Annotated in this window: 11 protein-coding genes; all 11 read right to left on the minus strand. The window is 52.5% G+C overall.

Features of this window, described 5'->3' with window-relative positions; translation table 11 throughout:
- Positions 1–103: 103 nt before the first annotated feature.
- Entirely contained in the window at positions 104–2,290 is a 2,187-nt protein-coding gene (locus DCCM_RS12440; protein WP_104372717.1) for a stage V sporulation protein D, read from the minus strand.
- Positions 2,291–2,332: 42 nt separating this feature from the next.
- Complete coding sequence (locus tag DCCM_RS12445) at positions 2,333–2,839, minus strand: septum formation initiator family protein (RefSeq protein WP_104372718.1); 507 nt, start codon at positions 2,837–2,839, stop codon at positions 2,333–2,335.
- A gap of 7 nt (positions 2,840–2,846) precedes the next feature.
- Positions 2,847–3,827 (minus strand): 16S rRNA (cytosine(1402)-N(4))-methyltransferase RsmH, encoded by a 981-nt coding sequence (rsmH, locus tag DCCM_RS12450; protein ID WP_104372805.1) that lies wholly within the window; start codon positions 3,825–3,827, stop codon positions 2,847–2,849.
- Between the two features lie 103 nt (positions 3,828–3,930).
- On the minus strand, positions 3,931–4,368 hold the full coding sequence (gene mraZ, locus DCCM_RS12455; protein WP_104372719.1) for a division/cell wall cluster transcriptional repressor MraZ: 438 nt from the start codon (positions 4,366–4,368) through the stop codon (positions 3,931–3,933).
- A 210-nt stretch (positions 4,369–4,578) separates the two neighbouring features.
- Positions 4,579–5,478, minus strand: coding sequence for a patatin-like phospholipase family protein (locus tag DCCM_RS12460; RefSeq protein WP_104372720.1), 900 nt, complete (start codon positions 5,476–5,478; stop codon positions 4,579–4,581).
- Positions 5,479–5,678: 200 nt separating this feature from the next.
- On the minus strand, positions 5,679–6,932 hold the full coding sequence (locus DCCM_RS12465) for a diaminopimelate decarboxylase family protein (RefSeq protein WP_104372721.1): 1,254 nt from the start codon (positions 6,930–6,932) through the stop codon (positions 5,679–5,681).
- Positions 6,933–7,419: 487 nt separating this feature from the next.
- Positions 7,420–8,247 carry a histidinol-phosphatase HisJ family protein gene (locus DCCM_RS12475; RefSeq protein WP_104372723.1) on the minus strand — a complete coding sequence of 276 codons (828 nt, stop codon included), beginning with the start codon at positions 8,245–8,247 and terminating at the stop codon, positions 7,420–7,422.
- Positions 8,237–9,319 (minus strand): uroporphyrinogen decarboxylase/cobalamine-independent methonine synthase family protein, encoded by a 1,083-nt coding sequence (locus DCCM_RS12480; protein WP_104372724.1) that lies wholly within the window; start codon positions 9,317–9,319, stop codon positions 8,237–8,239. The genes DCCM_RS12475 and DCCM_RS12480 overlap by 11 nt, the downstream gene beginning before the upstream one ends.
- A 390-nt stretch (positions 9,320–9,709) precedes the next feature.
- Positions 9,710–12,493 carry a 1,4-alpha-glucan branching protein domain-containing protein gene (locus tag DCCM_RS12485; protein WP_104372725.1) on the minus strand — a complete coding sequence of 928 codons (2,784 nt, stop codon included), beginning with the start codon at positions 12,491–12,493 and terminating at the stop codon, positions 9,710–9,712.
- 59 nt (positions 12,494–12,552) lie between these two features.
- Complete coding sequence (locus DCCM_RS12490; RefSeq protein ID WP_165792142.1) at positions 12,553–13,065, minus strand: DUF4912 domain-containing protein; 513 nt, start codon at positions 13,063–13,065, stop codon at positions 12,553–12,555.
- 318 nt (positions 13,066–13,383) lie between these two features.
- Positions 13,384–13,836, minus strand: a complete 453-nt coding sequence (locus DCCM_RS12495; RefSeq protein ID WP_104372727.1) for a Fur family transcriptional regulator — start codon at positions 13,834–13,836, stop codon at positions 13,384–13,386.
- Positions 13,837–13,863 lie beyond the last annotated feature (27 nt).

Below are 13,863 nucleotides of genomic sequence, written 5' to 3' on the forward strand. Positions count from 1 at the left end.
ATTATTTGTTTAACCTTAAAACATATTAATACCGGGCGGCCGTACAGGTATCCGCTCTTGATAAAAGCCTGCCGGAAGGCATCCTGCAGGCTTTTGTATTTACTCAATCCATAATAAATTCCCAGCCCATAACCGGAGGGGCGTTATCGGACAGCCCGGGCTTATCCCTGCCCGGCGGCATAAACTCCAGCCTGACGGAGCTTCCCCGGAGAACCCTGGTTCCCGGATCCGGATTCTGTTTTTCCACCAGGCCTGTTCCCACTATTTCCGGGTGCAGCCTCATTTCCTGCAGCAGATTGCCGGCCTCATCCAGGGTCAAACCGGATAGATTGGGAACCGTCACCCTGTCCCCTCCGTCCGGCGACGCCGGCGGGCTCATATCCAGCAGCACCGTGGTGCCGCTGATCACCCTGGCTCCCCCTTCGGGTACCTGACCGTAGACAATTCCACCCTCTCCGCTGGTTTGTATGGAAAGACCGGCCTCCCTCAACATCCTGGTGGCCTCGTTAACAGGATAGTTGACCACATTGGGCACGGTAACCTCCACCCTTTCCGGCTCGTACCAGGTGAGCGGGTCCTTGGGCTTTACCAGCCCGGTGGTTTCGGGTATTTTCATATAATGCAGTACATCCCTGGCAATGGCCTGGAAAACCGGGGCGGCCACCTGGCCCCCATAGTATATTCCCCCCTGGGGCTCGGCAATCATCACCAGCAGGGCAAACTTCGGGTCGTCAGCCGGAGCGAAGCCGCTGAAGGAGGCCACATACCTGCCGCTGACATAGCCGCCGCGCTCGCCCACCACCTGGGCCGTGCCGGTTTTGCCGGCTACCCGGTATCCCTCCACAAAGGCGTTGCGCCCGGTACCCCTGGCCACCACATTTTCCAGCAACTCCCGCACCCGGGCCGAGGACTCCTGGGACAGCACCCGCCGCAAGGGCTCCGGTTCAAATTTTTTTACCGTGTTCCCCTTGCTGTCTACAATTTCCCTGGCCAGCAGGGGCCTCATCAAAACCCCGCCGTTTGCCACCGCGGCGGTTGCCCTGAGCAGCTGAATGGGTGTGACAGCCACGGACTGCCCTATTGACATGGTGGCAATGTTCAGATTGGTCGCGTTTTTCTCCGGTATTACTATTCCGGTGGCCTCACCGGGCAAATCAATTCCGGTTTTTTGCCCGAAGCCAAAGGCCCTTATATATTTATAAAACCTTTCCTTGCCCAATTCCAGTCCCACTTCAACAAATCCCGGGTTGCAGGAATTCATCACCACTTCCTCAAAGGTAAGGCTTCCGTGTCCCCCGGCCTTCCAGCAGCGTATCTTACGGTCAGCCACCTTGGCATAGCCGGGGTCGTAAAAACGGTCGCTGTTCCTCACAGTGTTTTCATTCACAGCGGCGGAGGTGGTTACTATTTTATAGGTGGAGCCCGGCTCGTAATTATACCAGATGGCCGGGTTGCGGTCCCAGACGCTTCTGGGGACGTTTTTCCAGTCGTTGGAGTTAAATGTGGGCCTGTTGCCCATGGCCAGTATTTCTCCGGTTTTGGGCTCCATCACCATAACCACCGCCAGTTTGGGCTGGTATCTGGCCATTACATTGTCCAGTTCCCTCTCCACAAAATACTGAATGGTTTCGTCAATGGTCAGCACCAGGCTGTTGCCCTTTTCCGGCGGGATATATCTTTCAATGGGATTTTGCACCTTCCGCCCCGCGGCGTCGTGCTCCACCAAGATCCTCCCGGGCTTCCCCTTTAGAGTTTCGTCGAAGGTTTTTTCAATTCCCATCAGTCCCTGGTTATCCACCCCGGTAATACCCAGCAGGTGGGGCGCCAGGGTCTCGTGCAAATAATTTCTCTTGCTCTCCTCCACCAGGTAGATGCCTTGCAAATTCAGTTCCTTTATCCTGGCTGAAACCTCGGGGGTAACTTTCCTTTTCAGCCACTCGTAGGAGGACTTGCGGCTTAATATTTTATATACTTTGTCCCTGTCAATATCCAGTACCGGAGCAAGCGCCTCCGCAGTTTTGGCGGTATCTTTAACCTGATGCGGCAGGGCGTAAACGGAATCCACGCTTACGCTGGTGACCAACTCCCGGCCATTCCTGTCGTAAATGTTGCCGCGCATGGCTTCCACAGGAATTTCCCTCATGCGAACTTCCATGGCCATCTTCTGAAGATCGTCACCATGAACAAACTGAATCCAGGCCAATCTGAATATTAAACCCAGAAAGGCCAAAACACAGATTAAAAAAAGCCAGGTGAGCCTCTTCCGGACCACTATGCCCGTAGTGCGCATAGCCCTCCTCCTTAGAAGTACCCACCCGAAGGCTTGACCAATTTATCCCCGTATATGCTCCATCAGGTTTACAAACGCCTGAAGCACATGGTTCCTTTTTTCCTGCGGCTTGCTTTCCGCCTCTTCCCCTCCAGGATTTTCAGCGGCCGTCCCGGCTGTGGCAGCCGGCTTCCGGTCATTTTGGCCGGTTACGTCCGCGTCAATCAGCACCACGTTTTTGTTATCCGGCCTGACCATCCCCAATTTGGTAGTCGCCACCTTTTCCACGTATTCCAGGGAAGTCAGCCGGTTAATTCCTTCGTTTAGCTGGTTTGTCTCCTGCTGAAGTCCGGCAAGCTCTTTTTCCAGACGGTATATTTTATAACCTGTGATAAGCACCTGGGTATAATAAAACGCAATCATGATACCGGTGCAAAAAATTATACATACCAGTCCGGCAAGCATAACCTGGCCTTTACGGGGCAGCGGGCCGCGCCGCGGGCGCCGGGCAATCCGGCGGTCTTCCTCGGGCAGGCTGTAATGCTCGTACCGCTCTTGCGCTACTATCACAGCTTATTCACACTCCCGTCCCTTTAGAACTTGGAATTTTCTCCGCTATACGCAGCCTGGCGCTGCGCGAGCGGGGATTTTTATCAATCTCTTCCGCCGAAGGTGTCACACCCCTGGGCGCCACATCCCTTATAACCGGCTCCCTGCCGCAGGCGCAGACCGGAAAGTCCCTGGGACATACACAGGGACGCGCCATCTTCCGGAAGGTTTCCTTAACCAGCCTGTCCTCCAGGGAATGAAAGGTGATCACGCAAAGACGCCCGCCCGGCGCCAGGCGGTCAACCGCGGCGAGAATGGATTCCCTGATAATTCCCAGCTCGTTGTTTACCGCAATTCTTAAAGCCTGAAAGGTCCTTTTGGCCGGATGCGGCCCTTCTCTTCTGTCTCTGGCGGGAATGGCGCTTTTAATAATTTCCACCAGCCTGAAGGTGGTCTCAATGGGGCGCTTTCCCCTTTCCCGGGCAATAAAGGACGCTATTCTGGCGGCATGTTTCTCCTCGCCGTATTCCCTGATTATCCGGGACAGTTCCTTTTCAGGCCGATTGTTGACAATGTCCCCGGCAGTTTCAGGGTTTTCCCGGTTCATTCTCATATCCAGGGGAGCGTCGTGCATATAACTGAATCCCCTGGCGGGGTTATCCAGCTGATAGGAACTTACTCCCAAATCAAACAGTATGCCGTTTACCTCTTTGATGCCCATGTTGTCCAGCACCTGTGCCAGCCGGCTGAAATTTTCCCTGACCAGCATGACCCTGTCCCCGTAGCCCGCCAGTTTTTCGCCGGCAGCCGCAATGGCGTCGGCATCCTGGTCAAGCCCTATGAGCCTCCCGCCGGGCGTTGTCCTTTTCAGTATTTCGGTGCTGTGTCCGCCACCACCCAGGGTGCAGTCGACAAATATCCCCCCCGGAAAGGGTTTAAGCCCCTCCATAACCTCCCGCAGCAGCACGGGAATGTGTGCGAATACACCGGGGGTTTGCTCCTCGGTCATCAATTGCATCATTCTTTTCCGGTAAAATTTATAAACTGGGAACATTCCCCGGTCAAATTGTCAGCAGGCAGCTTCTTCCGGCAACACCTAAAAGGTTTGTCCCCTAAATCCCCAGGTCGAATCCTCCGATTTTTTCCGCTATTTCCTCCAACGAACCGGCGGCTCCCTGGTTGTACTCCTGCCACCTGGCCGCTGACCAGATTTCAACCCTGGAGGATACACCTATTATCATGGTATCCTTTTCTAGTCCGGCGTATTCCCTGAGGTTACCCGGGACAAGAATTCTTCCCTGCTTATCAACCTCACACTCGGTGGCGCCGGCAAAAAGAAAGCGGCTAAAAGCCCTGGCGTCCTTCATGGTCACAGGCAGGGAGCGTATTTTCTGTTCAAGGGCGTCCCATTCCCTGGGGGGAAAAACAAAAAGACAGCCATCCAGACCCTTGGTCAGGACAAACCTCTCCCCCAGCCCCTCCCGAAAGCGGGCGGGCATGAAGAGCCTTCCCTTGGCGTCAATGGCATGTTGAAATTCACCCATGAACATTAGCTACTCACCCACCGTACCGCACTATGGATCCACTTTCCACCACTTTCCCCCACTTATTCTATATTAATACCTCAAACCCTTTAACCGCAATAAAAAAAATAAAAATGAGTCTGTGGAACTATTTCAATAGCAGACAAGGGGACGGACATCCCGGGTTAATTAAGCCCTTTTTCCTTAGCAATTCACAGGGAAATATTTTTCTGCAGGTTAATCGAACCAGTTGTTTTCAATCCAGTGGACTAAAGGGCTGATGTCCATATCTCCGGCCAGGGATTTTAGTTCGGCAATACCCTGATAGTCATCCAGGGGAATTGGTTTGGGCAGCAGGGGGTTAACCCGGTAATAACGCGGACCCAGAAGCTGCGAGCTGAATTTGGCGTCCACCTCCACCAGCCCGTCAAACATTAAACTTAAAAGCGGCAGCGGCGGCTTGGTATAAAGCGCCCATTCCAGGGCGCCCCAACCCGTCGTGTCGGCATCTATTTTCAGCGGGCAGAATCCGGTGCCCAGGGAAAGAAGGTATATCCGGTCCAATTTCTGATTGCCCGCAAGCACATCGCCGGCCAGGGCAATCGCCGCCGTGCTGGGGTTGTTGGCGGCAACCCCGCCGTCGATATAGCCGCGGTAGGATGGAAAATAAACCGGCGCCGCGCTGCTGGAAAGGGCAACATCGATTACCTTTTCCTCCAGGGTATCCGAATTGGGAAAGTTGTTAAAAAAGACGGCGCTCCAGTTAAGAGGGCCGGTTACCCTGAATGATGGTATGAGCACCTTTTTTTCCAGATCCTTAAGCTTGAGCTCACATGAAAATATGGAGCACAACAGTTCTTTCAGATTGCCGTTGTCGTATTTGGGCCTGAACAGCTCAAGATATCTGGGGCTAAAAATATATTCCCCGTTTTTCTCCGAATAAAGCTCGGCCAGCCTTCCGGGGGTAACACCCGCCGCAAGACCCAGGGCTATGAAGGAGCCCGTGGATGTTCCGGCAAAAAAATGCGTGTTTTTGATTAAACCGGGGAAAATATCGTCCAGCCTTTTCAGCAGGCCGGCTGTAAGAGCACCGCGAATACCCCCTCCGTCAAAGGCCATTATTCTGTATTTGGCCATCACAGTTCACCCCCGCAAGCAGTAAAATTATTATCCAAATTATGCTCCGCCCCGGACGATGGTGCAGCCTTTGGGGTTACTACGCCGATTTGGGTATAAAAAAACCGCCGTGCGGGGACGGCGGTTTGATTATTGAAAAGGTACCGGCCAATTGCCGGGGAAAGTTTCAAAAGCAGCTACGCGGATTTTATGCAAATGAATTACAGCCTGGAAAAATCCAGGGTAGCGAAATAATCCTCTATTGTTTCGGCCCTGCGGATTACTTCCACACCACCGTTGGGTTTTAAGAGCAGTTCGGCGGACCTCAGCTTACCGTTGTAGTTAAACCCCATGGCATGCCCATGGGCGCCTGTGTCGTGAATCACAAGAATATCGCCGATCTCAACCATCGGCAGTTTGCGGTTGATGGCGAATTTGTCGTTATTCTCGCAGAGGGAGCCGGTGACATCATATATATAACCGTGCGGCCAGTCCTCCTTGCCCATTACGGTGATGTGGTGATAGGCGCCGTAAATCCCCGGGCGCATCAGGTTGGACATACAGGCATTAAGCCCCACATAATTTTTGTATATTTCCTTTTTATGAATCACGGTGGCCGCCAGGTAGCCGTAAGGACCCGTTATCATCCTTCCGCTTTCCATGGCCAGCTTTAAGGGGTGCAGCCCGTTGGCCGCTATCTTCTTCTCATAGGCGTCCTTAATGCCGCGGCTGAGATAAAAAAGATCCACCGGTTCCTCTCCGGGACGGTACGGTATTCCTATGCCGCCGCCGAAATTGACAAATTCCACCTTGATATCAAGGGTGCGGTAAATTTCCACCACCAGATCAAACATCATGTTGGCTGTTTCGATGAAATAATCCGGGTCCAGTTCGTTGGATATCACCATGGTGTGCAGGCCGAAACGTTTGACTCCCTTGTTTTGCATAATTTTATAGGCGTCCAGAAGCTGTTTCCGGGTCAGCCCGTATTTTGATTCCTCAGGGTTTCCAATGATGGCGTTGCCGCCCTCCCGAAGGGGGCCGGGGTTGTAACGGAAACAAATTACCTCCGGTATGCCGGCATGCCGCTCCAGATATTCAATGTGGCTGATATCGTCAAGATTTATGATGGCTCCCAGTTCCCTGGCTTTAATGAATTCTCCCGCCGGAGTGTCGTTCGAGGAAAACATTATTTCCTCTCCGTAAATACCGGCCCTCTCCGCAAGCAGCAACTCCGGCAGTGAGCTGCAGTCCGCGCCGAAGCCTTCTTCTTTCAAAATTTTCAATATATACGGATTGGGAGTGGCCTTAACAGCAAAAAATTCTTTAAATTCGGAAACCCATGAAAAGGCCTCCAGCAGTTTGCGGGCATTGGCCCGGATTGCCGCTTCATCGTAGATATGAAGGGGTGTGGGGTACTCTCTAATGATCTCCAGCAACTGTTCCCTGGTAAAAGGCAATCTTTTTTCCGACATTAACAGTCCTCCAGAATAGTAAATTGTTTCGATGTCCTTCCGGACTTCAGGAGTTATAACTACTTATGAGACTGTTGCCAAACATACCCATTGGGCCGCGTAATCATTGCGCCAACCGCCGGCCAAGGCCCGGGAGTCGGTGGAAAACCGGCAAGAAACAACAATAACGGCAGAAATTCCGCGGCCGGCGGGCAGTAGCCCAAAGATTCCCGGCTGGAACCGGCCCGTCCACCATAATTACAGGGTTACGGCCCGGCACTTCCAGGCCGCCGCCCGCAACCGGTTTAAGCCGCTTTGGCGAAAGCTGTGGGAACGGCCACCTATTAATAGATTATATAGTCCAAATATGTATCAAAGCAACCCCAAATACCGCTACCAGACTGCGGCCGGGTATATAAGACACGGGGACACACCTCCGCGGTTTTGTCCTTTGTCCCTGCTTTCCCTTTTTAATTCCCCGGGGTAATGTCATAAAAAGTCTCTAACTTTACGGCGCCGGAGCGGGAATGTTATCAATCCCAATAAAAGTGCGCTTTCTTTTATTAAAAGCGGCTGTTTCCCTATACCCCGCGGCCTTTAGCAGCTCCAGCGCCAAATCAAATCCCCAGCCCACCTGCCCGGGTTTATGCGCGTCGGAACCGGTGGTCACAGGAACCCCCATTTTACCGCACTCAATCAAAAAATCCCTGGCGGGATATATTTCCCCCACCGGGGCTCTCAGGCCGGCGGTGTTAACCTCCAGGCACACCCCCGACCCGGCAAGGATAAGGGCTGCCCTCCGGTATAATTCCAGCGGCGGCCTGCCCGGCCGGTAACCAAATTTTTTAATCAGGTCGGGGTGGGCGATAATATCGAATATGTCTGAACCGGCAGCCCGGCAGAGCTGGTCGAAGTAAAGCCCATAAATTTCATCAATGTTCCTGTTTTCATATTCATATACCAGCCCGGGATTGTCAAAGCCCCAGCCGTCTATATAGTGAACCGAGCCGATGATATAATCAAAGGGGTAGTTTGCTATGATTTCCTTTAACTGTTGCTCCCGGCCGGGTATATAATCCGCCTCCAGCCCCAGGCGGATATTGATATCCGGATTTTCCCCCCGCAGCCGGAGAACTTCTTCCACATAGCGGGGCAGTTCATCCCCCGCCATGGCTAGGCCGGGGTCCCTCTCCCCCTCCGGCAGCCAGTACATGGGAACATGGTCCGCGAAACCGACCTCCGTCAGTCCCCGCTTACGGGCCTGGGCTACATATTCAGCCATATCTCCCTCAGCATGGCCGCAGCGGCTGGTATGCCAGTGGTAATCAGTCAGCATTCCCCGCCATCTCCTTTACCCTGTCGCTCACCTGGCGGGCGAGGCTGTATATCCGCTCCGCCAATTCCCTTTCCAGCAGGCCCGTGCCACAGGCCGGAGTAATCATGGACTGGGCAAGCAACAGATTTCTGCCGATACCCCTCCGGCCCAATTCACCCCAGATATCCTCCAGCCTGGCCAGCAATGTGGAGGGATTTTCACCGTAAGCATCGTCGCTGGTGGGTACGATGCCCCAGGCCATAACCCCTCCATTTTCAAGGTATTTTTTCAGACCCCGGGCGAAGGGCAGAAGCGAGGAGGCGAAGCTGTAGGCATCCAGGTTTATAATATCCAGGCTGCTTTCAAACAGTATGGACCAGTCGACGGCGTCACAGGAGTGAACCCCCGCCAGGGCGCCGGCCTGATGTATTTGCCGGAATATTTCATTTAAGTCCTCAATCACCATATCCCTGGTCAGGGTAATGTGGGTGGAGGTACCACAGGCGCCTATGGCGGGTTCATCCACAAAAATTATAGCCGGCCGCCCCAGGGAAGCCAGCTCCTTTGCCTGCCACCGGGCGTGCATGGCCAGGGTTTTAATCAGCACGTCTTTCAATTGCTCCTGGTAATAGGCCAGATTTCCCCCGGCGTCCTTTAGCTGGAAACCTATGGTTAAAGGCCCGGCCAGATGTCCCTTGTAATACAAAGCCTCCCGGGAGGGATTTTGGCGAAAGTATTCCATATAAGCGAAAAAACCCGCCGCCGCTTCCCGGGGCAAGGCAAAGGCGTCAATAGACTTTTCGTCACCGCTCTCCGCCTGCAGGTATACGGTATAAAAATCGGTCAGCTTTTCCGGCCAGGAAGGGTTTTCAGTATCAAATACCGCGTTGTCCCCGGTAAGGGATATCAGTCCCGTATTAACCAGCGGAGTCAGGAATTGAAATACAAAACCCTCCCGGGCGCCCCTCCTGGGCAACTGGGGCCAGTGAGGCGCCTCGGGCATATTTTTAACAATTAACGGAAGGGCCGGTTGCGGCTCGGTAAAGGGCAGGCTGCCGATTCCAGTAATCAGCCCGGCCGGGGAAAATTTCATACAAATCCCTCCGGTTAAATAAATAGTTCTAATATTATATCCCAGCATAGCAATGTCCGTAAATAAGCACGGAAAACATAAACCGGGGACATCCTCTAAAAGAGGTGCGTCCCCTGGCATACGTCGGGAACATTCCTCTGAAAGAGGTGTGTCCCCTGACCTAAAACAACCGGGCTTTTGTAAAGCCCGGTTGTTTCTCCTTATTAAAACAGTTTGCACAAACACACCACAAGAACAATAATCAGCAGCAGCAAAAAGAAACCACCAACCACAATCACTACCACCGGGCTTCTCCAGTTTAATTTAACGGAATCGGACATAGCTCTCCACCTTCTTTTTTCCACCATATTATGAACGGTAAGGCGGTTTAGCCACCGGAGAAATACATTTTTACCGGAGAGCGCCATGTTCGGCCAGGGCTTCCAGATACACCCTGCCGGTTTCGTAGGCAATGTGCTTCCAATCATATCTGGTTAACACTTTTTTCATTGCCCGGAGGGAAAATTTCCTGGCCAGCTCCTCGTTAATCAGCAGCTCACAGGCAAAGCTGGCCAGTAAATCAGCCCTCCCGGGCGGCACTTTGTATCCTTCCACCCCATGCTCTATTATCTCCCCCAGGCCGCCGGTATCCGAAACGATCATGGGCACCCCCGCGGCCATGGCCTCCAGGGCAACTATGCCGAAAGGCTCGTATATACTGGGAAACACGGCGAGATCCGCCCCGGCAAGTATTCTGTTCCTGCCGGTGTCGTCAACAAAACCTACGAATTTTACCCTGTGGTCAATCCCCAGATCCCGGGCTTTTTGTTTCAGTTCCTCTTCATAGGGCCCGCGTCCCGCCACCAGCAGGCACGCTTCCGGAATCTCGCGCAATATCAGGGGAAAAGCCTCCAGCAGAATTTGCAGGCCCTTTTCCGGTACCAGCCTGCCCAAAAAAATTATATTTCCTTTACCTTCCGGGTTGCACCTGATAGCCTGTCCCCTGTCAATAACCAAATTTTCCATATTAACCCCGTTGGCAATTACCCTGATTTTATCCGGACCGGCCCCAAAAAGCTGGCTTACCTCCCGGGCCATGTAGGAACTGCAGCAAATAACCCTGTCCGCCCTGTTCACCAGGGAGTTTTCAATACTATTGATGCTCTTTTGCAGATCCGAAAACAAACCCCGGTTACGGCCGTATTCAGTGGCATGAATGGTAACCACCAGGGGTATATCGGTGCCTGAGGCCATTGTCTCGGCGGCGTCCCTCACCAGCCAGTCGTGGGCATGGATCAGGTCGAAATAACCCCGTCCCAGCCCAATTTCCTCCGCTATTCCAACCATGCCGGCATTCAATTGCTGCAGCCACTCAAGAAACTCCGACGCCGGGAGTTCGTCGGGGTTTACCCGGTGAACATGCACTCCCCTTTCAAACTGGTAAAGGGGAGTTTCCGCGGCGGGACAGGTGAGCACGTGAACCTCCAGCCCAAGGGAGGCCAGGGCCCCGGACAGGTCGTATACATGGCGGGACAGCCCCCCTACGGTTCGGGGAGGATACTCCCAGGACAATAATAAAACCCGCTTTAATTTATCCCGGAATATTTCCGGGCAAACCCTGTTATAACCGAATACCCTGTAATCAATTGACGGGAAAATATTATTCCGCCGTTCCAGCCCTATCAGCTGCTGTTCATCAATCCCCAGGGCTTCAATCTGCTCAACCAGTTTATTAAAATTGGCCAGGTGCATTTTAACCCTGGACGCGGCATACTGTACGGTGGTTTTTTGTTTAAGGATGAAGGCCCAGTCACTGCTCTGGGCCAACAGCAGCTCCCTGCCGGCTTGATTGAGCGCCCTCTCCGCCGGGCCCGTGGCCCCGGGATAGAGGTCGGCCAGTTCGGTCATTTTGGCCTCGGCCCTGTGCTGATGGCGGTAAATCCAATCGTTTTCCGGATTAAGCCAGACAAAGCTGTAGCCTTCCTCCCCCCAGCTGCTCATGGGAAGTTCGGCCTCCTGGTTTTCAGGATAGAGCCCCAGATAATCGCCGGGGGTTATCATTTCCATCCCCTCGCCGCTTGCCGACTGCCGGCAGAGGTTCTCCAGCCACACCGGCCCCTCGTACCACCAGTGGCCAAAAAGTTCCGCATCATAGGGGGATACCACCAGGGGCAGGCGGTCTTCCATAAACACCGAAGCTGTTTCAAACTGGCGCAGCCGGGCTTGCAAAAAATGCGCCGCGTGCTCAGCGGCCCTGGTCTCCGCCAGCCGGGGCGCGTAGGGCTTTTTATCGGCGCCGTCACCGGTGATACGGTAATATTTAAACCCCGTATCCACCCTTATACCGCCGGGTAGAGAGGGTTTCAGGTAGTCCATATCCAGGTCGTAACCAATGTCCCGGTAAAATTCCCGGTAATCCGGATGTCCGGGGTAGCCAATCCGCCTCTCCCAAACCTGCCGGGAACTCTCCGGATCCCGGCCGAAGGCCGCCACCCCGGAACGGCAGTGAAGGGGGGCATAAATGCCGTATTCCGGTCTGGGGCCGGCTCCCAGTATACCATGGGTATCCACAAAGAAATATGCAACGCCGTATTCCTTCAACAGTTCATCAACGCCCTGTATGTATCCGCATTCAGGCAGCCAGAAACCCGGCGGGGTTTTACCGAAAATATTGTTAAAAATTTCGACTCCGTTGTGGATCTGTGCTCTCCTTGCCTCCGGCCGCTTGATTAAAGGCAGGTAGCCATGGGTGGCGCAGGTGGTTATAAGCTCTACCCTGCCCTCCAGCATCAGTTTCTTAAAAGGCAGGGTCAGGTCGCCCTGGTATTGCAAAAAGAAATCCCGGACCCCCTCCGCCCGGCGGAGGTACAATTCCGCCAGGGGCAAAAATATAGGGTCCCCGGAATTCCTGTGGCATTCCTTTTTGCCCAGACCGATCATTTTATCAATGTATGCAAGGTATCTCTGCTGCAATAAATTATCGGTCAGCATTGAAAGCAAAGGAGGAGAAAGGGATATGGTCAGACGGAATTCTACCCCTTCCCCGGACATGGTAAGCATGGAATTAAGCAAAGGAATATAACAAGTGGTTATGGCTTCAAAAAGCCAGCGCTCTTCAAGGGCATCCTCATTTTCCGGGTCGCGCACGTAAGGCAGGTGGGCATGGAGAACCAGGGACAGATAACCTCGCGGCATACTACCCACTCCTCTTGAATAAGTCTATTTAATCTCCGGTTACATTGCAAAAAACACAACTAGATGGAAATACCCGCGTAAAATGGCATGGTCGACAGTACTTCCTTCACCGTCATTACAAATGCTTCCTTTTTAAGTGAAGGCTGCTGCCTTTTTGAGAAAGATTTCTGGAAGGCGTTGGCTGTTATTTTGGTTTTGGCGGCAAGTTCAAACCTGGTTACCGGTAAAGCAGGAGTATGCACGGGGTTGGAGCGGAGAACCGGTAAAAACTCACCGTCATTTCGCAGGAAACCCACTTCGCAGTAATAGTCCTGGTCAGAGCCGACCCCGCTAAAATACCAGTTAGTATTGAATGGAGGCAGCTGTATTTCTTCCACCGGGGACTGCTGGCCCGCAGCGGCATCCCGGCCGGAAAAACGGTACAGCCTCAAAACGGCTTTTCCCTTTTTGTTAACCGTTGCCCAGTGGCTGTCCGACAGCTCCCAGTAAACAAAAACAGTATCCGGGCCTTGAACCATCAATGTCATAACATCTTCATTGTAGCTTCCGGGAAGATATGTTTTATCAACCATCGCAGTCACCACCATTTCTTAACATATATACTAATTGATGGAACAACATAAATATTATCACATGTCCGGCCCTGATTCAACGAGACTTTTAACTAATCTGATGATAACAAAAACAACCGGTAAATACCATATGGGAAAAAAGCTGAAAATCTTTTTATATTCAGCGACAACGCGGTAAAATAAGCAATTTTGCATTTATTGGAGCTAATTATAACATTTGAATATAACGAATATATAAACATATATTAAATGGCTATTAAGAATTTATTATAAATTGTTACATTTCCCCGGGACAAAAAAAACCGGGTCAGACCCGGTTTATTTGTTTATCTTTTCCGTGCATTCCCTGCACGTGCCAAATATTTTCAGCTGGTGATTTTCAATTTTAAAATCATGTTCCTTACTAACCCTGGTTTCCAGGTCCTCCAACAAATCTTCATTCACTTCTATTATCTTACCGCAGCGGGTGCAGATTAAATGATGGTGGTGATGGCCGTCGGTGCCCGAACTGCAGAATTCGTATCTCTTCCGGCCGTCGCCAAAGTCTATGCTGTGAATTATGTCAAAAAGCAGAAAAAGCTCCAGGGTCCTGTATACCGTCGCCAAGCCAACATCCGGAGCCCTTTTCTTCACCAGATTATATACCTCTTCCGCGCTAAGATGCTTGTCTTTATTCTCCAGCAGCACCCTGAGAATATGCTCCCTCCGGGAAGTCAGCTTATATTCCCCGGCTCTTAGCTTCTCCTCAACATCGGCAATAACTCTCTTCATATTGTCACCCCTGGAACACCTTTGTAG

Origin of the sequence: Desulfocucumis palustris (assembly GCF_002933875.1) — a bacterium.
Lineage (GTDB): Bacteria > Bacillota > Desulfotomaculia > Desulfotomaculales > Desulfocucumaceae > Desulfocucumis > Desulfocucumis palustris.

Coding starts and splice junctions, on each gene's coding strand:
- DCCM_RS12440 (WP_104372717.1), bottom strand. CDS start 2,290: ATGCGCACTACGGGCATAGTGGTCCGGAAGAGGCTCACCTGGCTTTTT.
- rsmH (WP_104372805.1), bottom strand. CDS start 3,827: ATGACCGAGGAGCAAACCCCCGGTGTATTCGCACACATTCCCGTGCTG.
- mraZ (WP_104372719.1), bottom strand. CDS start 4,368: ATGTTCATGGGTGAATTTCAACATGCCATTGACGCCAAGGGAAGGCTC.
- DCCM_RS12460 (WP_104372720.1), bottom strand. CDS start 5,478: ATGGCCAAATACAGAATAATGGCCTTTGACGGAGGGGGTATTCGCGGT.
- DCCM_RS12465 (WP_104372721.1), bottom strand. CDS start 6,932: ATGTCGGAAAAAAGATTGCCTTTTACCAGGGAACAGTTGCTGGAGATC.
- DCCM_RS12475 (WP_104372723.1), bottom strand. CDS start 8,247: ATGCTGACTGATTACCACTGGCATACCAGCCGCTGCGGCCATGCTGAG.
- DCCM_RS12480 (WP_104372724.1), bottom strand. CDS start 9,319: ATGAAATTTTCCCCGGCCGGGCTGATTACTGGAATCGGCAGCCTGCCC.
- DCCM_RS12485 (WP_104372725.1), bottom strand. CDS start 12,493: ATGCCGCGAGGTTATCTGTCCCTGGTTCTCCATGCCCACCTGCCTTAC.
- DCCM_RS12490 (WP_165792142.1), bottom strand. CDS start 13,065: ATGGTTGATAAAACATATCTTCCCGGAAGCTACAATGAAGATGTTATG.
- DCCM_RS12495 (WP_104372727.1), bottom strand. CDS start 13,836: ATGAAGAGAGTTATTGCCGATGTTGAGGAGAAGCTAAGAGCCGGGGAA.